General features: G+C 54.3%; 20 protein-coding genes. 13 read left to right on the top strand and 7 right to left on the bottom strand.

Annotated elements, in window-relative coordinates:
* Positions 1-31: 31 nt before the first annotated feature.
* Both OGY08_RS09250 and OGY08_RS09245 read right to left on the bottom strand, forming a co-directional pair.
* Complete coding sequence (locus OGY08_RS09250) at positions 32-895, bottom strand: YjjW family glycine radical enzyme activase (protein WP_048227134.1); 864 nt, start codon at positions 893-895, stop codon at positions 32-34.
* Positions 867-2,417: a YjjI family glycine radical enzyme gene (locus OGY08_RS09245; RefSeq protein WP_125362758.1), complete on the bottom strand. Its 1,551-nt coding sequence runs from the start codon at positions 2,415-2,417 to the stop codon at positions 867-869. The genes OGY08_RS09250 and OGY08_RS09245 overlap by 29 nt, the downstream gene beginning before the upstream one ends.
* Before the next feature lie 261 nt (positions 2,418-2,678).
* Here OGY08_RS09245 and deoC point away from each other — a divergent pair, with 261 nt between their 5' ends.
* The 4 genes from deoC to deoD all read left to right on the top strand — a co-directional run bounded on the left by deoC (position 2,679) and on the right by deoD (position 7,115).
* Positions 2,679-3,458, top strand: a complete 780-nt coding sequence (deoC, locus tag OGY08_RS09240; RefSeq protein ID WP_003019042.1) for a deoxyribose-phosphate aldolase — start codon at positions 2,679-2,681, stop codon at positions 3,456-3,458.
* A 135-nt stretch (positions 3,459-3,593) separates the two neighbouring features.
* Positions 3,594-4,916, top strand: a complete 1,323-nt coding sequence (gene deoA, locus OGY08_RS09235) for a thymidine phosphorylase (RefSeq protein ID WP_125362757.1) — start codon at positions 3,594-3,596, stop codon at positions 4,914-4,916.
* A gap of 51 nt (positions 4,917-4,967) precedes the next feature.
* Positions 4,968-6,191, top strand: a complete 1,224-nt coding sequence (gene deoB / locus OGY08_RS09230) for a phosphopentomutase (RefSeq protein ID WP_003019037.1) — start codon at positions 4,968-4,970, stop codon at positions 6,189-6,191.
* A 204-nt stretch (positions 6,192-6,395) separates the two neighbouring features.
* Positions 6,396-7,115 carry a purine-nucleoside phosphorylase gene (deoD, locus tag OGY08_RS09225; protein WP_000224864.1) on the top strand — a complete coding sequence of 240 codons (720 nt, stop codon included), beginning with the start codon at positions 6,396-6,398 and terminating at the stop codon, positions 7,113-7,115.
* A 150-nt stretch (positions 7,116-7,265) separates the two neighbouring features.
* Here deoD and lplA read toward each other — a convergent pair whose 3' ends face one another.
* Both lplA and OGY08_RS09215 read right to left on the bottom strand, forming a co-directional pair.
* Positions 7,266-8,282 (bottom strand): lipoate--protein ligase, encoded by a 1,017-nt coding sequence (gene lplA, locus OGY08_RS09220; protein WP_111466146.1) that lies wholly within the window; start codon positions 8,280-8,282, stop codon positions 7,266-7,268.
* Positions 8,283-8,319: 37 nt separating this feature from the next.
* The gene (locus OGY08_RS09215; RefSeq protein WP_003829948.1) at positions 8,320-8,961 is read right to left on the bottom strand and encodes a YtjB family periplasmic protein; all 642 of its coding nucleotides are present in this window, start codon (positions 8,959-8,961) and stop codon (positions 8,320-8,322) included.
* A 115-nt stretch (positions 8,962-9,076) separates the two neighbouring features.
* Between OGY08_RS09215 and serB the strand changes: the two genes are divergently transcribed.
* From serB to nadR, 3 genes are all read left to right on the top strand, one after another.
* Positions 9,077-10,045 (top strand): phosphoserine phosphatase, encoded by a 969-nt coding sequence (gene serB / locus OGY08_RS09210; RefSeq protein WP_003829946.1) that lies wholly within the window; start codon positions 9,077-9,079, stop codon positions 10,043-10,045.
* An 83-nt stretch (positions 10,046-10,128) separates the two neighbouring features.
* Positions 10,129-11,511: a DNA repair protein RadA gene (gene radA, locus OGY08_RS09205; protein ID WP_003829944.1), complete on the top strand. Its 1,383-nt coding sequence runs from the start codon at positions 10,129-10,131 to the stop codon at positions 11,509-11,511.
* 88 nt (positions 11,512-11,599) lie between these two features.
* A complete protein-coding gene (gene nadR, locus OGY08_RS09200) occupies positions 11,600-12,829 on the top strand; it encodes a multifunctional transcriptional regulator/nicotinamide-nucleotide adenylyltransferase/ribosylnicotinamide kinase NadR (protein ID WP_032942319.1) in 1,230 nt (409 codons plus the stop codon).
* Between the two features lie 99 nt (positions 12,830-12,928).
* Here the strand turns inward: nadR and ettA are convergent, their stop codons facing one another.
* Positions 12,929-14,596, bottom strand: a complete 1,668-nt coding sequence (gene ettA / locus OGY08_RS09195) for an energy-dependent translational throttle protein EttA (RefSeq protein ID WP_032942320.1) — start codon at positions 14,594-14,596, stop codon at positions 12,929-12,931.
* Positions 14,597-14,927: 331 nt separating this feature from the next.
* On the opposite strand from ettA, the gene sltY reads away from it, so the two are divergent.
* Complete coding sequence (gene sltY / locus OGY08_RS09190) at positions 14,928-16,865, top strand: murein transglycosylase (RefSeq protein WP_057067007.1); 1,938 nt, start codon at positions 14,928-14,930, stop codon at positions 16,863-16,865.
* Between the two features lie 89 nt (positions 16,866-16,954).
* On the top strand, positions 16,955-17,281 hold the full coding sequence (gene trpR, locus OGY08_RS09185) for a trp operon repressor (protein WP_008786138.1): 327 nt from the start codon (positions 16,955-16,957) through the stop codon (positions 17,279-17,281).
* A 55-nt stretch (positions 17,282-17,336) separates the two neighbouring features.
* Here the strand turns inward: trpR and yjjX are convergent, their stop codons facing one another.
* Positions 17,337-17,852 (bottom strand): inosine/xanthosine triphosphatase, encoded by a 516-nt coding sequence (gene yjjX / locus OGY08_RS09180; protein WP_048214986.1) that lies wholly within the window; start codon positions 17,850-17,852, stop codon positions 17,337-17,339.
* Positions 17,853-17,923: 71 nt separating this feature from the next.
* Here yjjX and gpmB point away from each other — a divergent pair, with 71 nt between their 5' ends.
* The gene (gene gpmB / locus OGY08_RS09175; protein ID WP_003019006.1) at positions 17,924-18,571 is read left to right on the top strand and encodes a 2,3-diphosphoglycerate-dependent phosphoglycerate mutase GpmB; all 648 of its coding nucleotides are present in this window, start codon (positions 17,924-17,926) and stop codon (positions 18,569-18,571) included.
* Here the strand turns inward: gpmB and robA are convergent.
* Positions 18,568-19,437, bottom strand: a complete 870-nt coding sequence (gene robA, locus OGY08_RS09170; RefSeq protein WP_048214985.1) for an MDR efflux pump AcrAB transcriptional activator RobA — start codon at positions 19,435-19,437, stop codon at positions 18,568-18,570. The genes gpmB and robA overlap by 4 nt on opposite strands.
* 211 nt (positions 19,438-19,648) lie before the next feature.
* Between robA and creA the strand changes: the two genes are divergently transcribed.
* From creA to creC, 3 genes are read left to right on the top strand one after another with little or no spacing between them, the layout of a single operon-like run.
* Positions 19,649-20,122 (top strand): protein CreA, encoded by a 474-nt coding sequence (gene creA / locus OGY08_RS09165; protein WP_003018998.1) that lies wholly within the window; start codon positions 19,649-19,651, stop codon positions 20,120-20,122.
* A 12-nt stretch (positions 20,123-20,134) separates the two neighbouring features.
* The gene (gene creB, locus OGY08_RS09160; protein WP_048214984.1) at positions 20,135-20,824 is read left to right on the top strand and encodes a two-component system response regulator CreB; all 690 of its coding nucleotides are present in this window, start codon (positions 20,135-20,137) and stop codon (positions 20,822-20,824) included.
* Positions 20,824-22,248 (top strand): two-component system sensor histidine kinase CreC, encoded by a 1,425-nt coding sequence (gene creC / locus OGY08_RS09155; protein ID WP_111466143.1) that lies wholly within the window; start codon positions 20,824-20,826, stop codon positions 22,246-22,248. Before creB ends, creC begins: the two co-directional genes overlap by 1 nt.
* Positions 22,249-22,269: the final 21 nt, after the last annotated feature.

Raw genomic sequence — 22,269 nt, 5'->3', positions numbered from 1 at the left:
GGCCTGCAAATGATGTAGCCGCATCCGGCAATCACAGGTACAGCGCCGGGAAGATCAAATTATCCACCCCGCGCTCGCGCAATCTTTGCGCCAGGTGTTCCACATCCTTCGGCGTGGCGCTCGGCCAGTCCTTCGCTTCGCCATACACCCCGTGCGCATGAAAGGCATTCAGCCGTACCGGTACGTCACCGGTGCGTTTGATAAACGCCGCCAGCGCATCGATATGCTGTAGATAATCTTCCTGACCAGGAATTACCAGTAGGCGGAGTTCCGCCAGTTTTCTCTGCCCGGACAAAAAGGTAATGCTTTGTTTAATCAGCGTGTTATCGCGGCCGGTAAGCTGCCGATGACACGTGCTGTCCCAGGCTTTTAAATCCAGCATTACGCCGTCGCACACCGGCAGCAGCTTCTGCCAGCCGGTTTCGCTCAGCATGCCGTTGCTGTCGACCATGCAGGTCAGGTGTTGCAACTGCGGATCGGTTTTAATCGCGGTAAATAGCGCCACAATAAACGGCAGCTGGGTAGTCGCTTCACCGCCACTAACGGTTATCCCTTCGATAAACAGTGACGCTTTACGAATATGTTGCAGCACTTCATCAACGCTCATACTCTGCGCCATCGGCGTGGCCTGCTGGGGGCACATATGCAGGCAGGTGTCACACTGCTGACACACATCGGACTGCCACCACACTTTCCCCGCGCTCAGGTTCAGCGCCTCATGCGGGCAATGCAGCACACACTCCCCGCAGTCGTTGCAGCGTCCCATCGTCCACGGATTGTGGCAATTTTTACAGCGCAGATTACATCCTTGCAGAAACAGAGCCAGGCGACTGCCCGGGCCGTCGACGCAGGAGAAAGGAATCAGCCTACTGACTAAAGCGCATCTGCTGTTCATGGCTAATCACGCGAGGTTGTCGTTCCAGAATGCGCGTATTGCGCGCGGCTTCTTCGCCAAGCCAGGTGGTGTTGGTTCGTGACCCTTCGGCGCGATACTTTTCCAGATCCGACAGGCGCACCATATAACCCGTAACGCGAACCAGATCGTTGCCGCTCACGTTGGCGGTAAACTCGCGCATTCCGGCTTTAAACGCCCCGAGGCACAACTGTACCAGCGCCTGAGGATTACGCTTGATGGTTTCATCCAGAGTGAGAATGTCGCTGATCCCGGCGTGATAAAACGCGTGATGTGGCGCAACGGTTTGCAGATGGGTGATCGGGTCCGGCTCATCGCCGTAAGGCAGACGTGCACCTGGCGTGGTGCCGATGTCAGAACTGATCCCCGACTGTGCATGCAGCATCGCGCGCTGCTTCCAGCCATATTTCACCGGGGTGTTTTCGACAAACTCCGCCAGGTAGGCGCTAATACGATAGCCGAGCTGATTGGCGAACTCATCTTTCCCATAGCGCGCATTCTGTCCCGACTTATCGCACAGCAGGTTCACCGCCTCCGCCAGACCATACATCCCGAACATAGGCACAAAACGTTCGGGATCAATCAACCCTTCCTGCACGAGGAAGCTATTCTCAAAGAAATGTGATTTCTCATAGAGGAATTCACATCGTGAATCAATGATGGCGATTTGCTGCTGGCAGTAGTGCGGTAGGGTGCGAGTAAAGAAGTCATCGACAGAGGTGCTGCGCTCTGCGATGGCTTTCAGATTAAGCCTGACCAGCGTGCTTCCACCCCCGGCGAGCGGCAAAGAGTTGTAACAACTGACGACGCCATACTGACCTTTTGTGAAAATTTTATCATTTTCAGGGCCGTTGGAAATATGCGGCTTACTGCACTCGCAGATATTTTGCGCCACGTTGAGCAGCAGATCGTCAGGTGTGATTTGCGGGTCATAAATGAATGTCAGATTAGGCGAAACCTGCTTTAACTCTGCATCTGCGCGTAAAATTGCACGGGTGACTGGTGTATCGGCGGGGCCGATATTGGCATGCATAAACGCGTCTGGCAGGGTTCTGTCGAGATAACGCCAGAAACGTTTTATTCGAATATCGATCTCGTCTTGTGTTAGAATTATAACATACGGTTGCAGCAAGGCATCGAGGTGGCCGAGATAAACCGGCATCGACGTCACTGACGGAACATGGTGGTAAAGAATAGTGAGTAAGGACAACGCGTCATCAAGATCCCTGGCGCCTTCCAGCTCCAGCCACGATGAGCCATTGGCCAGAAAACGCGCGTAATCGGGTAAAACATAGCGCGGTTTGAACGGGGCATGACCTTCGTACATATCGCAGATTACCCCATCATCCAGCGCCTGACGTGCCTGTGCAGGCAGTTGCGGGTAAGGCAGCGCGTTTTCAGCCTCCAGCGCCAGAAAATGGCGTTTCTGCTCAGGGCTGAGCACCGGACTGGTCACGATTTGTTGGCAACGCTGTTGCAGCGCGAGTTCGCTTGAAGTGGGCATCGTTGATTCCTTTTTATCCCGAAGGTGTAACGCCATTGTAGAAAGCAACGCCGCCGCAACCTTTGATCCGGATGCGCCTGATGCCACCGCATCCCTTTAGAAAAGGTGATTTATTTGAAGTAGATCTCATTAGAGTAATGCAAATCTGTATGTGGTTTTCATTAACTGTGATGTATATCGAAGTGTAATAGCGAGCGGATGTTAGAATACTAACAAACTCGCAAGGTGAAATTTTATACGGCGATGCCGTTGGAGAATGTTATGACCGATTTAACAGCAAGCAGCCTGCGTGCACTGAAACTGATGGACCTGACTACCCTGAATGATGACGACACCAATGAAAAAGTGATCGCGCTGTGTCATCAGGCGAAGACCCCGGTTGGCAACACTGCCGCAATCTGTATCTATCCGCGTTTCATCCCTATTGCGCGTAAGACCCTGAAAGAGCAGGGCACGCCGGACATCCGCATTGCAACCGTAACCAACTTCCCGCATGGCAACGACGACATCGAGATTGCGCTGGCTGAAACCCGCGCGGCGATTGCTTACGGCGCAGATGAAGTTGACGTGGTGTTCCCGTACCGTGCGCTGATCGCCGGTAACGAGCAGATTGGTTTCGATCTGGTTAAAGCCTGCAAAGACGCGTGTGCGGCGGCAAACGTGCTGCTGAAAGTCATCATCGAAACCGGTGAGTTGAAAGAAGAAGCTCTGATTCGCAAAGCGTCTGAAATCTCCATCAAAGCTGGTGCTGATTTCATCAAAACCTCTACCGGTAAAGTGCCGGTCAATGCGACGCCGGAAAGCGCACGCATCATGATGGAAGTGATCCGCGACATGGGTGTTTCTAAAACTGTAGGTTTCAAACCGGCTGGTGGCGTGCGCACTGCAGAAGATGCACAGCAGTTCCTGGCGATTGCCGATGAACTGTTTGGCGCTGACTGGGCTGATTCTCGTCACTACCGTTTTGGCGCATCCAGCCTGCTGGCGAGCCTGCTGAAAGCGCTGGGTCACGGCGACGGCAAGAGCGCAAGCAGCTACTAAGCCTTATATTGCCGGAGCTGTAGCGACGTAGGCCGGATAAGGCGTAGCCGCCATCCGGCATTAAGACGACTGCCGGGTGGCGCGTTGCTTACCCGGCCTACAACGGCCTTCTACTCTTTTCCCCTGGGGGTTACCGTGTTTCTCGCACAAGAAATTATTCGTAAAAAACGTGATGGTCATGCGCTGAGCGATGAAGAAATTCGTTTCTTTATCAATGGTATTCGCGACAACACCATCTCTGAAGGGCAAATCGCCGCCCTGGCGATGACCATTTTCTTCCACGATATGACAATGCCTGAGCGAGTTTCGCTGACCATGGCAATGCGTGATTCAGGAACCGTGCTGGACTGGAAAAGCCTGCAGCTGAACGGCCCGGTTGTGGATAAACACTCTACCGGCGGTGTAGGTGACGTAACGTCACTGATGTTAGGCCCGATGGTCGCAGCGTGCGGCGGCTATATTCCGATGATCTCCGGGCGTGGCCTGGGGCATACCGGCGGTACGCTCGATAAACTGGAAGCGATTCCTGGATTTGACATCTTCCCGGACGACGCGCGCTTCCGTGAAATTATTAAAGACGTGGGTGTGGCGATTATTGGGCAAACCAGCTCGCTCGCACCGGCGGATAAACGTTTTTATGCCACCCGCGATATTACCGCGACGGTGGATTCCATCCCGCTGATTACCGGTTCCATTCTGGCGAAAAAACTGGCGGAAGGGCTGGATGCGCTAGTGATGGATGTGAAAGTGGGCAGCGGCGCCTTTATGCCGACCTACGAGCTTTCTGAAGCTCTTGCTGAAGCGATTGTCGGTGTGGCAAACGGTGCGGGTGTACGTACCACCGCGCTGTTAACCGATATGAATCAGGTGCTGGCCTCCAGCGCAGGTAACGCGGTCGAAGTTCGCGAAGCGGTGCAGTTCCTGACCGGTGAATACCGCAATCCACGTCTGTTAGACGTCACCATGGCGCTGTGCGTGGAAATGCTGATCTCCGGCAATCTGGCGAAAGATGACGCCGAAGCCCGTGCGAAATTGCAGGCGGTGCTGGACAACGGTAAAGCGGCAGAGATTTTTGGTCGCATGGTTGCGGCGCAAAAAGGCCCGACCGATTTCGTCGAAAATTATGCGAAGTATCTGCCGACGGCAATGCTCAGCAAAGCGGTATATGCTGATACCGAAGGTTTTGTCAGCGCGATGGATACCCGTGCGCTGGGGATGGCGGTCGTTTCCATGGGCGGCGGTCGTCGTCAGGCTTCGGACACCATTGATTACAGCGTTGGCTTTAGCGATATGGCGCGTCTGGGCGACAGCGTAGACGGACAACGCCCGCTGGCGGTGATCCACGCGAAAGACGAAGCCAGCTGGCAGGAAGCGGCGAAAGCGGTCAAAGCGGCAATTAGCCTTGACGATAAAGCGCCAGAAATTACACCGACAGTCTATCGTCGTATTACCGAATAACTGTATACTGATCTGATCGCTTTTTTGCGGCGCAGATGTATGGAGAACAAGATGAAACGTGCATTTATTATGGTGCTGGACTCCTTTGGTATTGGTGCGACTGAAGATGCGGATCGCTTTGGCGACGTAGGTTCAGACACTATGGGACACATTGCAGAAGCCTGTGCGAAAGGTGAGGCTGACAATGGTCGCAAAGGTCCACTGAATCTGCCTAACCTGACCCGTCTGGGCCTGGTGAAAGCTCACGAAGGTTCTACCGGTAAAATTGCTGCTGGTATGGACGGTAACGCGGAAGTGATTGGTGCCTACGCATGGGCGCATGAACTTTCTTCCGGGAAAGACACGCCGTCTGGCCACTGGGAAATCGCGGGTGTCCCGGTTCTGTTTGATTGGGGTTATTTCTCCGATCATGAAAACAGCTTCCCGCAGGAACTGCTAGATAAACTGGTAAAACGTGCCAACCTGCCAGGCTACCTCGGCAACTGCCACTCTTCCGGTACCGTGATCCTGGATCAACTGGGTGAAGAGCATATGAAAACCGGCAAGCCGATTTTCTATACCTCCGCTGACTCCGTGTTCCAGATTGCCTGCCACGAAGAGACGTTTGGCCTGGATAAACTCTACGAGCTGTGCGAAATCGCACGTGAAGAGCTGACCGAAGGTGGTTACAACATCGGTCGTGTTATCGCACGTCCGTTCATCGGTGATAAAGCCGGTAACTTCCAGCGTACCGGTAACCGTCACGACCTGGCCGTTGAGCCGCCAGCACCGACCGTGCTGCAGAAATTGGTCGACGAAAAAGACGGTCACGTGGTTTCCGTCGGTAAAATTGCGGATATCTACGCTAACTGCGGCATCACCAAAAAAGTGAAAGCCACCGGTCTGGACGCGCTGTTCGACGCCACCATCAAAGAGATGAAAGAAGCAGGTGATAAGACCATCGTCTTCACCAACTTCGTTGATTTCGACTCTTCCTGGGGACATCGTCGCGATATCGCCGGTTATGCTGCGGGCCTGGAACTGTTCGACCGCCGTCTGCCTGAGCTGATGGAGCTGGTGGGTGAAGATGACATTCTGATCCTGACCGCTGACCACGGCTGCGACCCAAGCTGGACCGGCACTGACCACACCCGTGAACACATCCCGGTACTGGTCTACGGCCCGAAAGTGAAACCAGGTTCTTTAGGTCACCGTGAAACCTTCGCGGATATCGGTCAGACGCTGGCGAGCTACTTTGGTACGTCACCGATGGACTACGGTAAAAACATGCTGTAATACCCGTTGTCTTTCGCGCTGTAGATGCGTTGATTTCATTCGCTCACCCCGGTCACATAGTGAATCTATGCTCCCGGGGATTCACGAATTCGTCGCCTTCCTACAACGCGAAATCCTTAGGGTATTTCACTGTTTTGCATACGTTTTGTAGGCCTGATAAGGCGTAGCCGCCATCAGGCAATAACAACGAAATAAGGACAAAAAATGGCAACTCCACATATTAATGCAGAAATGGGTGATTTCGCTGACGTCGTATTGATGCCGGGCGACCCGCTGCGTGCAAAGCATATTGCTGAAACTTTCCTCGAAGATGTTCGTGAAGTGAACAACGTTCGCGGCATGTTAGGTTTTACCGGTACTTACAAAGGCCGTAAGATCTCCGTTATGGGTCACGGTATGGGTATCCCGTCCTGCTCCATCTACACCAAAGAGCTGATCACCGATTTCGGCGTGAAGAAAATCATTCGCGTAGGCTCCTGCGGCGCTGTGCGTATGGACGTTAAACTGCGTGACGTGGTTATCGGTATGGGCGCTTGCACCGACTCCAAAGTTAACCGTATCCGTTTTAAAGATCATGACTTCGCTGCTATTGCTGACTTCGACATGGTGCGTAACGCGGTTGATGCGGCAAAAGCACTGGGTGTAGACGCGCGCGTGGGCAACCTGTTCTCTGCTGACCTGTTCTACTCTCCGGACGGTGAAATGTTCGACGTGATGGAAAAATACGGCGTGCTGGGCGTGGAAATGGAAGCGGCGGGCATCTACGGTGTTGCTGCGGAATTTGGTGCAAAAGCGCTGACCATCTGCACCGTTTCCGACCATATCCGTACTCACGAGCAGACCACTGCCGCTGAACGTCAGACGACCTTCAACGACATGATCAAAATCGCGCTGGAATCCGTTCTGCTGGGCGATAAAGAGTAAGGGTTGTTATGGCCCGGTGGCGCTTCGCTTATCGGGCCTACGGGAATGCCGCTATTAATGCCTGATGGCGCTTCGCTTATCAGGCGTACAGGAGCGGTCTTGTAGGCCCGATAAGGCGCAGCCGCCATCCGGCAATTCGCCACTAATCGCTTAACGCACGGCCTTCGCCACCCACGCCGCCAGTTCACGCAGCTCGTTTTCCTGATCCGGATATTCCGTAACCAGCGCTTCGCAAGTCTGCTGTAAAACATCGGCGCGATACTGGCAGCCCTGTAGCCGCTCCGCCAGCGCTTCTAACGGCGCGGGATTGAGACTGTCGGTAAACACCTGTGTGCGCGTGATATGACCTTTTTCGACGTCGAAATGCAGCTCAACGCCACCCCAGGTGAAACGCTCGTCCAGCAGATGCGAGAAAGCAGGTGCCTGACCAAAATTCCATTCCCAACTGCTCTGGCGGGCAAAGGTTTCGGCAAAATTTGGCAGGTCCGGCGTTTTATCTGGTGAGATCACTTCCGCTTCAACGCGTTCGCCATAATGAGCAAAAAAGGCTTCCGTGATGGCCTGACAGACCTGTTCATGGGTGATGCCCGGTAACAGCTCCGTCAAATTCGCCACCCGTGAGCGGACAGAGGTGATCCCCTTTGCCGCGAGTTTCTTTTTGTCGGGATTGAGATAATTTGCCAGGCGGCTGAGATCGGCATTTAGCAGCAGCGTGCCGTGGTGGAAGCCGCGATCTTTCGTTTCCCGATAAGCAGAGCCTGAAACCTTGCGATCGCCGTCTGGCGTTTTCACAACCAGATCGTTACGCCCGGAGGCGTCCGCCGTCACACCCAGAGAATTCAATGCGTTGAGGACAATCGCGGTGGAAATGGTTTTGTCGTACTCCGGTTTACCGGCCATAAAGGTAAAGCAGGTATTACCTAAGTCATGGAACACCGCGCCGCCGCCGCTGCTACGGCGGGCGAGCCGCACGTTGTCTTCCTCCATACGGCGGGTATTACACTCTTTCCACGGGTTTTGCGCCCGGCCAATCACCACCGTATCGGCGTTACGCCACAAGAACAGGACGCGCTGCGTGGCGGGCATCTGGCGAAAAATGCACTCTTCGACCGCGAGGTTAAACCACGGATCATAAGAGTCTGAGATAAGCAGGCGTAGTGTAGTCATGGTTGATTTCCCTTCTGTATTACAGTTTTTACTGCTTTTACTCTTTTTTCTCGTTGTCTTCTTCCTGCACCGGTTTGTTGGCGGTCAACAGGAAAGGGGATTGCTGCCAGCGGGTACGCTTGCCTTGCAATAAGGTACGGGTGAGCACGACGCCAATCGCCAGCGCCAGCAGCAGCATCAGGCGTAAGATATTGGTGGTGTTATCTACCTGCTTCGCCTCGGTGGCGAGGGTGTGGGTATCCAGCGTCAGACGCAAATAGCCCAGCGGACCATTTTTCCCCTGAATGGGTTCGACAATCTGCTGGTTAAAATAACCCCCGGCTTTTTTGCCGTCGAGCGCCAGTCGGTCACGAACGTTGACGCTCTCGCCGGTGCGCGTAATCAGGTCTCCCTGTTCATCGTATACGCCAGCGTCCAGAATACGGCTACTTTCCGTCAACTGTGTGAGTACCGCTTTGATGCGTTTTTCATCCGGCGTTTCGGTACGCATTAGCGGAGCAACATTTAGCGCCACCTGGCGGGCCAGCGTACGGGCCAGCTCTTCGAGCTGCGGATTACGCTGCTGCTGGTGACTTTGACTAAACCAGGATGCGCCCTGCATCAGGGCGACGAGCAGCGCAAGACAGAACAATACAATCACTGCACGATGAAGTCGGAATTTCAGTTTTGCGCGAGCCATATTCCACCTGCTGAAAATTTGAGACTTAATGTTGCCAGAAGCGCTGGTTACAGGGTAGCCTCATGCGTTATTTTCCCCTGATGATTCCGACCCGAACGATTTTACAGGAGCTTTAATGCCTAACATAACCTGGTGCGATCTACCTGAAGATGTTTCTCTGTGGCCAGGTCTGCCTCTCTCTTTAAGTGGCGATGAAGTCATGCCGCTGGACTACCACGCGGGCCGCAGTGGCTGGCTGCTGTACGGTCGTGGGCTGGATAAACAACGTTTAACGCAATACCAGAGCAAACTGGGTGCAGCGATGGTGATTGTTGCTGCCTGGTGCGTCGAGGATTATCAGGTGATTCGCCTGGCGGGTTCGTTAACGCCGCGCGCGGCAAAACTGGCGCATGATGCCAAACTGGATGTTGCCCCGTTAGGCAAAATTCCGCATCTGCGCACACCGGGTTTACTGGTGATGGACATGGACTCAACGGCAATCCAGATCGAATGCATTGATGAAATTGCTAAACTGGCTGGAACCGGTGAGATGGTTGCGGAAGTCACGGAACGCGCAATGCGCGGCGAACTGGACTTTACCGCCAGCCTGCGTAGTCGCGTGGCGACGCTGAAGGGCGCTGATGCCAATATTCTGCACCAGGTGCGCGAAACGCTACCGCTGATGCCAGGCCTGACACAGCTGGTGTTAAAACTGGAAACGCTCGGCTGGAAAGTGGCTATTGCCTCTGGCGGCTTTACCTTCTTTGCCGATTACCTGCGTAATAAACTGCGTCTGACGGCGGCTGTAGCAAACGAGCTGGAGATCATGGACGGTAAATTTACCGGCAACGTGATCGGCGATATCGTCGATGCCCAGTACAAAGCCAATACCCTGACCCGCCTGGCACAAGAATATGAGATCCCGATGGCGCAGACGGTGGCGATCGGCGACGGTGCTAACGATCTGCCGATGATCAAAACGGCTGGGCTGGGTATTGCGTATCATGCTAAACCGAAAGTGAATGAAAAGACGGAGATTACTATCCGCCACGCTGACCTGATGGGCGTGTTCTGCATTCTCTCCGGCAGCATGAACCAGAAATGATTAAATTGCCCGATGGCAAGGTGTCCGTAGGCCGGATAAGCGCCTGCGCCATCCGGCAAAAGCGTTAACGAAAGAGGTAAAACGTGGCCAAAGCTCCAAAACGCGCCTTTGTTTGTAATGAATGCGGGGCCGATTACCCGCGCTGGCAGGGGCAATGCAGCGCCTGTCAGGCCTGGAATACCATTACCGAGGTGCGCCTTGCCGCATCGCCAACGGTGGCGCGTAACGAGCGGCTCAGTGGCTATGCCGGGAATGCGGGCGTGGCAAAAGTGCAGAAGCTGTCTGACATCAGCCTTGAAGAACTACCGCGTTTTTCCACTGGATTTAAAGAGTTTGACCGCGTGCTGGGCGGCGGTGTGGTACCCGGCAGCGCTATTCTGATTGGCGGTAACCCCGGCGCGGGGAAATCAACGCTGCTGCTGCAAACGCTGTGCAAGCTCGCTGAGCAGATGAAAACTCTGTACGTCACCGGTGAAGAGTCACTGCAGCAGGTGGCGATGCGTGCGCACCGGCTCGGTTTGCCGACAGCGAATCTGAATATGCTGTCGGAAACCAGTATCGAACAAATTTGCCTGATTGCCGAAGAAGAACAGCCGAAGCTGATGGTGATCGACTCCATTCAGGTAATGCACATGGCGGATATTCAGTCTTCGCCGGGCAGCGTGGCGCAGGTGCGTGAAACGGCGGCTTATCTGACGCGCTTTGCCAAAACGCGCGGCGTGGCGATTGTGATGGTCGGCCACGTCACCAAAGACGGCTCGCTGGCCGGGCCGAAGGTGCTCGAACACTGTATTGACTGTTCGGTACTGCTCGATGGTGACGCCGATTCCCGTTTCCGTACTCTGCGTAGCCATAAAAACCGCTTTGGCGCGGTGAATGAGCTGGGCGTCTTTGCCATGACCGAACAGGGCCTGCGTGAAGTCAGCAACCCTTCCGCTATCTTCTTAAGCCGTGGCGATGAGGTCACCTCCGGCAGTTCGGTGATGGTGGTCTGGGAAGGTACGCGCCCGCTGCTGGTAGAGATTCAGGCGCTGGTCGATCACTCAATGATGGCGAACCCGCGTCGCGTGGCGGTCGGTCTGGAACAGAACCGTCTGGCGATTCTGCTGGCGGTGCTGCATCGTCACGGTGGCTTGCAGATGGCGGATCAGGACGTGTTTGTTAACGTAGTCGGCGGCGTAAAAGTCACCGAAACCAGCGCCGACCTGGCGTTGCTGCTGGCAATGGTCTCCAGCCTGCGTGACAGACCGCTGCCACAGGATTTAGTGGTCTTTGGCGAAGTGGGGTTGGCGGGCGAAATCCGTCCGGTACCCAGCGGGCAGGAGCGTATTTCGGAAGCGGCGAAGCACGGCTTTCGCCGGGCGATTGTCCCTGCCGCTAACGTACCGAAAAAAGTACCGGAAGGCATGCAGGTCTTTGGCGTTAAGAAGCTTGCGGATGCGTTAAGCGTGTTTGACGACCTATAATCAAATACCCGTACATACTGATTTTGTAGGCCTGATAAGCGAAGCGCCATCAGGCAGTGTTACGCGATTTTTCCAGCAGGAGGCTCTTGTGTCATTTGAATATCTGAAAACCGCCATAAAGCAAAAGGGCTGTACCCTGCAACAGGTGGCGGATGCCAGTGGCATGACCAAGGGATACCTAAGCCAACTGCTGAATGCCAAAATCAAAAGCCCCAGCGCGCAGAAGCTGGAGGCGTTGCACCGCTTTCTCGGTCTGGAGTTTCCGCGCCAGCAGAAAAATATCGGTGTGGTATTCGGCAAGTTTTATCCGCTGCACACCGGCCATATCTATCTTATCCAGCGCGCCTGTAGCCAGGTCGATGAACTGCATATCATCATGGGCTATGACGACACGCGCGATCGCAGCCTGTTTGAAGACAGTGCCATGTCACAACAGCCTACGGTGCCCGATCGTTTACGCTGGCTGCTGCAAACCTTTAAGTATCAGAAAAATATCCGTATTCATGCCTTCAACGAAGAAGGCATGGAGCCGTATCCGCACGGCTGGGACGTGTGGAGCAACGGGATCAAAAGGTTTATGCAGGAGAAAGGGATCCAGCCAAACTGGATCTACACCTCTGAAGAATCAGATGCCCCGCAGTATCTCGAACATTTGGGGATCGAAACCGTGCTGGTGGATCCTAAGCGGACGTTCATGAGCATCAGCGGCGGGCAAATCCGTGAAAACCCGTTTCGCTACTGGGAGTATATTCCGACCGAAGTGAAGCCGTTTTTCGTGCGCACCGTGGCGATCCTCGGCGGGGAGTCGAGCGGTAAATCGACGCTGGTGAACAAGCTCGCCAATATTTTTAATACCACCAGTGCGTGGGAATACGGGCGTGATTATGTCTTCTCCCATTTGGGCGGCGATGAGATGGCGTTGCAGTATTCTGACTACGATAAAATCGCCTTAGGACAAGCGCAATACATTGATTTTGCTGTTAAGTACGCCAATAAAGTGGCGTTCATCGACACCGATTTCGTGACCACTCAGGCCTTCTGTAAAAAGTATGAAGGGCGTGAACACCCGTTTGTGCAAGCGCTTATTGATGAGTATCGCTTTGACCTGGTGATCCTGTTGGAAAACAACACCCCGTGGGTGGCGGATGGCTTACGCAGCCTTGGAAGCTCAGTTGACAGAAAAGCGTTTCAGACGCTGCTGGTCGAGATGCTGCAGGAAAACAATATCAATTTCGTGCACGTACAGGAGCCTGACTACGACGGTCGCTTCCTGCGCTGCGTGGAGCTGGTGAAAGAGTTGATGGGCGAGCAGCGTTAGGTTTTAATGCCGGATGCGCTGCGCTTATCCGGCCTACAAGTCGCACTAACCTCGTAGGCCGGATAAGGCGTAAAGCCGCCATCCGGCACTTAACGCTAATTACTTAGAAATACGCTTGTACTTAATACGTTTCGGCTCCAGCGCATCGGCACCCAGCGTACGTTTCTTGTACTCTTCGTATTCGGTAAAGTTACCTTCGAAGAACTCAACCTTACCTTCATCCTGGTAATCCAGAATGTGGGTGGCGATACGGTCGAGGAACCAACGGTCGTGCGAGATAACCATCGCGCAGCCCGGGAATTCCAGCAGGGCGTTTTCCAGCGCGCGCAGGGTCTCGATATCCAGGTCGTTGGTTGGTTCATCGAGCAGCAGCATGTTGCCGCCAACCTGCAGCAGCTTCGCCAGGTGCAGACGACCACGCTCACCACCGGACAGCTCGCCGACGCGTTTGCCCTGATCCACACCTTTGAAGTTGAAGCGGCCCACGTAGGCACGGCTTGGCATCTCGGTGTTGCCGATTCGCATGATATCCAGCCCGCCGGAAACTTCTTCCCACACGGTTTTGCTGTTGTCCATGGCGTCACGGAACTGGTCAACGGAGGCCAGTTTGACGGTTTCACCCAGCGTGATGGTGCCGCTGTCAGGCTGTTCCTGACCGGACATCATACGGAACAGGGTAGATTTACCCGCGCCGTTCGGACCGATGATGCCGACAATTGCGCCTTTCGGTACGGAGAAAGTCAGATCGTCGATCAGAACGCGATCGCCGTAGGATTTACGCAGATTGGTGACTTCAACGACTTTATCGCCCAGACGTGCTCCAGGTGGAATAAACAGTTCGTTGGTTTCGTTACGTTTCTGGTATTCGGTGTTGTTCAGCTCTTCAAAGCGTGCCAGACGGGCTTTACCCTTAGACTGACGACCTTTAGCGCCCTGACGCACCCACTCCAGCTCTTTCTCAATGGATTTACGGCGAGCCGCTTCCTGAGAGGCTTCCTGGGCCAGACGCTGATCTTTCTGCTCCAGCCAGGAAGAGTAGTTACCTTCCCACGGAATACCTTCACCACGGTCCAGCTCCAGGATCCAGCCCGCAACGTTGTCGAGGAAGTAACGGTCGTGGGTAATCGCCACTACGGTGCCTTCGAAGTCGTGCAGGAAGCGTTCCAGCCACGCGACGGATTCCGCATCCAGGTGGTTGGTCGGTTCGTCGAGCAGCAGCATGTCTGGTTTTTCCAGCAGCAGGCGGCACAGCGCAACGCGGCGGCGTTCACCACCGGAGAGATTCTCAATTTTAGCGTCCCAGTCCGGCAGACGCAGGGCGTCAGCGGCACGCTCAAGCTGCACGTTCAGGTTATGGCCGTCGTGCGCCTGGATAATTTCTTCAAACTTGCCCTGTTGTGCGGCCAGTTTATCGAAGTCGGCGTCCGGCTCGGCGTACTTGGCGTAAACTTCATCCAGACCTTTCAGTGCACTAACCACTTCGGCAACCGCTTCTTCAACGGATTCACGAACGGTATGTTCTGGGTTCAGTTTTGGTTCCTGCGGCAGGTAACCGATTTTAATGCCTGGCTGTGGGCGAGCTTCACCTTCGATATCGGTATCAATACCGGCCATGATGCGCAGCAGGGTAGATTTACCCGCACCGTTCAGACCGAGAACACCGATTTTGGCGCCAGGGAAGAAGCTCAGTGAGATGTTTTTAAGAATATGACGTTTCGGCGGAACGACCTTGCCGACACGATGCATGGTATAAACGAATTGGGCCACGTTGGACTCGCCTCTATGTTTATCCCGTCATACTTCAAGCCGCAGATGCGTTGGCTGTGTCGTTCACCCCAGTCACGTACTTTTGTACGCTCAGGGGATTCACTTCCTCGCCGCCTTGCTGCAACTTGAATTATTTAGGGCTAATTATTGGTAAATAGTTATCAAAGGCGAAGTGTAGCCTTTTTCATTGCCCAATCCCAGCCAGCAGATCCCACTCGCAACAAAAGTAAAAAAGTGTCCGTGACGTGGCGCATTCTGCAATGTCTGGTTAGCATGAATTAATTAAGCGGCATGATGCTGCACAGACGTAACATGAGAAGAGGAAGAGCTTGTGGACAAAGCCAATCAATTTACCTGGCGCCTGCTGGCAGCCAGCGTATGTCTGCTGACGGTCAGTCAGGTGGCGCGAGCCGACTCCCTGGATGAGCAGCGCAATCGCTATGCGCAAATTAAGCAGGCCTGGGATAACCGACAGATGGATGTCGTAGAGCAGATGATGCCCGGCCTGAAGAACTATCCTCTGTATCCCTATCTGGAATATCGTCAGATCACTGACGACCTGATGAATCAGCCGACCATTACCGTCACCAATTTTGTGCGCGCCAACCCGACGCTGCCCCCGGCGCGTACTCTGCAATCGCGTTTTGTGAATGAACTGGCGCGCCGCGAAGACTGGCGTGGACTGCTGGCGTTTAGCCCGGAAAAACCGGGTACCACGGAAGCGCAATGTAACTATTACTTCGCGAAATGGAGTACCGGGCAAACCGAAGAAGCCTGGCAGGGCGCGAAAGAGCTGTGGTTGACCGGGAAAAGTCAGCCGAATGCCTGTGACAAATTATTTGGCGTATGGCGCGCCTCAGGCACTCAGGATCCGCTGGCGTATCTGGAGCGTATTCGTCTGGCGATGAAAGCCGGGAATACCGGTCTGGTGACGGCGCTGGCCGGACAGATGCCCGCACAATACCAAACCATTGCCTCTGCGATCATCTCGCTGGCCAACGATCCGAATTCGGTGATGACTTTTGCTCGCACCACTGGTGCCACGGATTTCACCCGACAGATGGCGGCGGTCGCCTTTGCCAGCGTGGCGCGTCAGGATGTGGAAAACGCCCGCCTGATGATCCCGTCCCTGGTACAGGCGCAACAGCTTAATGACGAGCAAACCCAAGAGCTACGCGATATTGTTGCCTGGCGTCTGATGGGCAATGACGTCACCGACGAGCAGGCCAAATGGCGTGATGATGCGATTATGCGCTCCAATTCCACCTCGCTTGTGGAGCGCCGCGTGCGCATGGCGCTGGGAACCGGCGATCGTCGTGGCCTGAATACCTGGCTGGCGCGTCTGCCAATGGAAGCAAAAGAAAAAGACGAGTGGCGCTACTGGCAGGCTGATCTGCTGCTGGAGCGCGGACGTGATGCGGAAGCCAAAGAGATCCTGCACCAGCTCATGCAGCAGCGTGGTTTCTATCCGATGGTGGCGGCACAGCGCCTGGGCGAAGAGTACGAGCTGAAAGTGGATAAAGCGCCAGCGAACGTTGATTCTGCGCTGACTCAGGGGCCAGAAATGGCACGTGTACGCGAGCTAATGTACTGGAACATGGATAATACCGCGCGCAGTGAATGGGCGAATCTGGTTACCAGCCGTACCAAGTCCGAGCAGGCTCAGTTGGCGCGTTACGCGTTCAACAATCACTGGTGGGATCTGAGCGTTCAGGCGACGATCGCCGGTAAGCTGTGGGATCATCTGGAAGAGCGCTTCCCATTGGCCTATAAAGATCTGTTTACCCGTTACACCAGCGGCAAGGATATTCAGCCAAGTTATGCGATGGCGATAGCGCGTCAGGAAAGCGCCTGGAACCCGAAAGTGAAATCACCGGTCGGCGCCAGCGGGCTGATGCAGATTATGCCGGGCACGGCGACGCATACGGTGAAAATGTTCTCGATTCCAGGTTACAGCAGTCCGAGCCAGCTACTGGATCCTGATACCAACATCAACATTGGTACCAGCTATTTGCAGTACGTATATCAGCAATTCGGCAATAACCGCATCTTTGCGTCGGCAGCCTATAACGCCGGTCCGGGACGCGTTCGCACCTGGCTTGGCAATAGCGCTGGCCGCATTGATGCTGTGGCGTTTGTCGAAAGTATTCCATTCTCAGAGACGCGTGGTTACGTGAAGAATGTGCTGGCTTATGATGCGTACTATCGCTATTTCCTCGGCGATAAACCGGAGTTGATGAGCGACGCAGAATGGCAACGTCGTTACTGATCGTGTCGATTGTGTTATGCTATCGTACTCGTTAAAGAGTACAAAAGGGGGAAGCAAGCACGCTTCCCCCGCAACGATGGCGATATCTTATGACTCAGCAATCACCCTATTCAGCAGAGATGGCAGAACAACGTCACCAGGAGTGGTTACGTTTTGTCGATCTGCTTAAACACGCCTACGAACAAGATTTACACCTGCCACTGCTCAATTTGATGTTAACGCCGGATGAGCGTGAAGCGTTGGGCACGCGTGTGCGTATCATTGAAGAGCTGCTGCGCGGCGAGATGAGTCAGCGTGAGCTTAAAAACGAGCTCGGGGCGGGAATTGCCACTATTACGCGGGGGTCGAACAGCCTCAAATCCGCACCGGTGGATTTGCGTCAGTGGCTGGAGCAGGTGTTGCTCGGGAAACATTGATCCGCCGGATGCGGCTTTGCCTTATCCGGCCTACGATTGAACATCCGGCACAATGCTATAAATACACCGCGTTATGAAACGGGCTGAGCGCCAGAATCACCGCCTGGTGATAGACGCTTGAGCGCGTCAGCTTGCCCGCGGTAAAAACGCCGATTGCGCCTTCTTTACGGCCAATCTCATCAATACCTGTATAGTCCGACATCACCGGGCCGAGTGCTTCACCTTTACGGACTCTGTCGAGAATGACAGTAGGCAATGGCAGCGTGGCTGAACGAGCTTCACCGCGCTGAACGCCGTTATCAATCACCACCCAACTAAAGGTGGCGTCATCGTCAATTCCTGCTTCAATGGCGACCCAGAAATCAGCCTGCGGGTGCAGGCGGCGAGCGTTATCAACGCGATTTCGTGCGCCAGTGCGCGTTTCCTGGTTTCCGAAAGGTTGTTCCGGCACGCCACTCTCGACGGCGACGGGTTCAATATGGCAGGATCCTTCCCCGAAAATCTCTTCAAATGCCCGCAGAATTGCCTGAATTTTGGCAGGATTGGTGGTCGCAGAGATAACCTTGTGCATAATTAAGCTCAGTTTGAAAATTCATCGCAGAGTCTACTCAAAGTATGACGAGTATATAACGGAAAAAAAGCATGTTACAGGTATACCTTGTTCGCCATGGCGAAACGCAGTGGAACGCCGAGCGACGTATTCAAGGCCAGTCAGACAGCCCACTAACCGCTAAAGGTGAACAACAAGCCATGCAGGTGGGAGAACGCGCCCGCTCGTTTGGTATTACGCATGTCATCAGTAGCGATCTTGGTCGTACACGACGCACCGCAGAAATCATCGCCCAGGCCTGCGGCTGTGATATCACCTATGATTCTCGTCTGCGTGAGCTGAATATGGGGGTGCTGGAAAAACGTCACATCGATACGCTGACGCCAGAGGAAGAGGGCTGGCGTCGCCAGTTGGTGAACGGCACGGTGGATGGTCGTATTCCGGAAGGGGAATCGATGCAGGAGCTGAGCGATCGCGTCAATGCGGCGCTGGCATCCTGTCTGGAGCTGCCGCCGGGAAGTCGTCCACTGCTGGTCAGCCACGGTATCGCGCTGGGTTGCCTGGTGAGCACAATTCTGGGATTACCGGCATGGGCTGAACGTCGCTTGCGTCTGCGCAACTGTTCAATTTCTCGCGTTGATTACCAGGAAAGCTTATGGCTGGCGCCGGGATGGGTCGTTGAAACGGCAGGGGACATCTCACATCTGGACGCCCCTGCGTTGGATGAACTACAGCGCTAGCGGCGAATCGGAATCAGGAATTCGCAGCGCAGGTTGATCGGGCGATCTCCCGCTTTGGCATCTTCTGCCGGGTAGTATCGCTCGATATCCTGTCCTTTACGGCGCGTCAGGTTCAGCATCGGCATGCATGTGCCGTAAACCGTCAGGATAAACTCTTGCACGCCGGTTCCCAGCCCTTCGTAGGTAAACATCACGTACTCGCCACCCTGTAACAGGATAGGCTGCGCCGACGGCACATAGCCATTGGCCTGCTCCGGCGTCAGTGCTGTGGTGTAAAACACTTCCTGTTCGTCATCTTTTTCAATGCTCGGACGCGTTTCGTTAAGCCCGTACAGCACTGGCGGGATCGCCGGAGCCTGAGCAAGGAAGTCGCGCCAGAACTGAATACGCATTTCATGACGGAAATCTGAAATCTGTTCCAGCGAGCAGGAATAGCTTTGCGTGGTGCCGAGCAGTTGCGTATCTTCCAGCGTAACGAACTCGTGCGCAGGCATCGCAAATTCACCCAGTCGCATTGGCGGGCGAATACCAAACGCACTCCATTCCGGTGAACGGCGATACAGCGCTGGTGTCTGCGAAAATTGTTTCTTGAATGCGCGAGTAAAAGTTTGTTGAGAGTCGAAGCGATATTGCAGCGCAATATCCAAAATTGGACGCGCAGTCAGGCGCAGCGCCACTGCGGATTTCGATAAACGACGGGCGCGGATATAGGCGCCAATAGCATGGCCCGTCACGTCCTTAAACATTCTCTGCAGGTGCCACTTGGAATAGCCCGCTTTTGCCGCCACATTGTCAAGCGACAAAGGCTGATCCAGATGACCTTCCAGCCAGATTAATAGGTCGCGAATAATGCCAGCCTGATCCATAAAATATCCTCATCCTTTCAACAACGAGTACCTGACGTCAGGTATGAGGATAATAGCATTTTTTGCTGTTTTAGCATTCAGTGTTTTTTTTGCTCATAAGTGCTTTTTTCGGACATACGAAAGCGTGATTATTGTAATCCTGTGATCTGTATACATTTTATCTTAGAATGTTTAATAATTACGCAGAACAACTTTTAAGAATGGTAACAATATGAAATATAAGAGCTTAGTCATTTCCTCAATTCTGCTGATGTTGGCGCAGGTCGCCCATGCGGAGCAGATTGGATCTGTCGATACGGTGTTCAAAATGTTTGGGCCGGATCATAAAATTGTGGTCGAAGCGTTTGACGATCCGGATGTTACCAATGTGACCTGCTACGTGAGTCGTGCGAAGACCGGCGGCATCAAAGGTGGACTGGGGCTGGCGGAAGATACCTCCGATGCCGCCATCTCTTGCCAGCAGGTTGGGCCGGTAGAACTGAGCGACAGAATCAAGAACGGTAAAGCTCAGGGCGAAGTGGTATTTAAGAAACGTACCTCGCTGGTGTTTAAATCTTTACAGGTCGTGCGTTTTTACGATGCGAAACGTAATGCGCTGGCCTATCTGGCCTATTCAGATAAAGTGGTCGATGGATCGCCCAAAAATGCCATCAGTGCGGTACCCATCATGCCGTGGCGGCAATAACAAGGAAGCACAATGCAACAGCCGTTGATCTGGTTGGTTGAGGATGAGCAGGGAATCGCTGATACGCTTATCTACATGCTGCAACAGGAAGGGTTTAGCGTAGAGGCGTTTGAGCGCGGATTTCCCGTGCTGGAGAAATCTCGCCAGCAATGCCCTGATGCCATCATTCTGGATGTCGGGCTACCGGATATCAGCGGTTTTGAACTGTGCCGACGTTTACTGGAACGCCACCCGGCGTTGCCGATCCTCTTTCTGACCGCGCGCAGCGATGAAGTGGATCGCCTGTTGGGGCTGGAAATTGGCGCAGATGACTATGTTGCCAAGCCTTTCTCGCCGCGTGAGGTGTGCGCTCGTGTGCGTACGCTGCTGCGGCGGGTGCAAAAATTCTCCACGCCTTCATCGACGACGCGCTGTGGGGATTTTGAACTTAATGAGCTGGCCGCACAAATTACCTGGTTCAGCATGCCGTTGAACCTGACGCGTTATGAATTCCTGCTGCTGAAAACATTGCTGATGTCGCCGGGACGTATTTACTCTCGCCAGCAGCTGATGGATTTAGTCTGGGCAGACGCGCAGGATACCTTTGACAGAACGGTTGATACTCACATCAAAACGCTGCGCGCCAAGCTGCGGGCTATCAATCCGGAGCTTTCCCCCATCAATACTCATCGCGGTATGGGATACAGCCTGAGGAATTGCTGATGCGCATTGGCATGCGTTTGCTGCTCGGCTATTTTCTGATTGTCGCGGTCGCCGCCTGGTTTGTTCTGTCGATCTTTGTGCAGGAAATTAAGCCAGGCGTTCGTCGGGCGACCGAAGGTACTTTAATTGATACCGCCACGCTGCTGGCTGCACTGGCGCGTGATGACGTGCTCTCTGACTCACCGGCTAACGGCAAGCTGGCGCAGGCATTTGCGCAGCTGCATAACCGCCCATTTAACGCCAACATCAGCGGCATTAACAAAGTGCGTAATGAATACCATGTCTATATGACGGACGCGCAGGGCAAGGTGTTGTTTGATTCAGCTAACCAGGCCGTCGGTCAGGACTACTCCCGCTGGAACGATGTGTGGTTAACGCTGCGTGGGCAGTATGGCGCCCGCAGCACGCCGCAAAACCCGAACGATCCGGAAAGCTCGGTGATGTACGTTGCCGCGCCGATCGTAGACGGTGGGCGTATTATCGGCGTGCTCAGTGTCGGCAAACCAAATGCGGCGATGGCACCGGTGATTAAACGCAGTGAACGGCGAATGCTGTGGGCCAGCGCCGTATTGCTGGGCATTGCCCTGGTGATTGGCTTCGGGATGGTATGGTGGATAAACCGATCCATTGCCCGGCTGGCGCGTTATGCCGACTCCGTTACCGAGAATCGCCCCGTCCCACTGCCTGATTTAGGCAGCAGCGAGTTACGCAAACTGGCGCAGGCGCTGGAAAGTATGCGTCTGAAGCTCGAAGGCAAGAACTACATTGAGCAATATGTCTACGCGTTAACGCATGAGCTGAAAAGTCCGCTGGCGGCCATTCGTGGCGCGGCAGAAATATTGCGCGAAGGCCCGCCGCCAAACGTGGTAGCGCGTTTTACCGATAATATTCTGACGCAAAATGCGCGTATGCAGGCGCTGGTCGAAACTTTGCTGTGCCAGGCGCGACTGGAGAATCGACAGGACATTACGTTGACGGCGGTGGAGGTAGATACGCTTTTTGCTCAGCTCAAAGAGGCGCGTAGCGTGCAGCTGGCGGCAAAAAACATTACGCTGACCATTCTGCCTTCATCGCTTAGCGTCGCTGCCGATCCCGCGTTACTGGAGCAGGCATTGGGGAACTTGCTCGACAACGCTATCGACTTCACGCCACAGGGCGGGACGATTACGTTGAGCGCGCATCAGCAGGAGGAGCTGGTCACATTGCAGGTTACCGACAGCGGTAGCGGGATCCCTGATTTTGCGTTGCCGCGTATTTTTGAGCGCTTCTACTCGCTGCCCCGCGAGAATGGGCACAAGAGCAGCGGTTTGGGGCTGGCGTTTGTCAGTGAAGTTGCACGACTGCATGAAGGTACGGTGACATTATCTAACCGACCAGAGGGCGGCGCCCAGGCCTCGTTTACGCTTCACCGTCACTTCACATAACTTCAAATTCTCCGCACATAG

The sequence above is a fragment of the Citrobacter sp. Cpo069 genome, from assembly GCF_030332785.1.
Taxonomy (GTDB): domain Bacteria; phylum Pseudomonadota; class Gammaproteobacteria; order Enterobacterales; family Enterobacteriaceae; genus Citrobacter; species Citrobacter portucalensis.
Note: the sequence above shows the minus strand (reverse complement) of the source record. Positions and strands in the feature narration are given on the sequence as shown.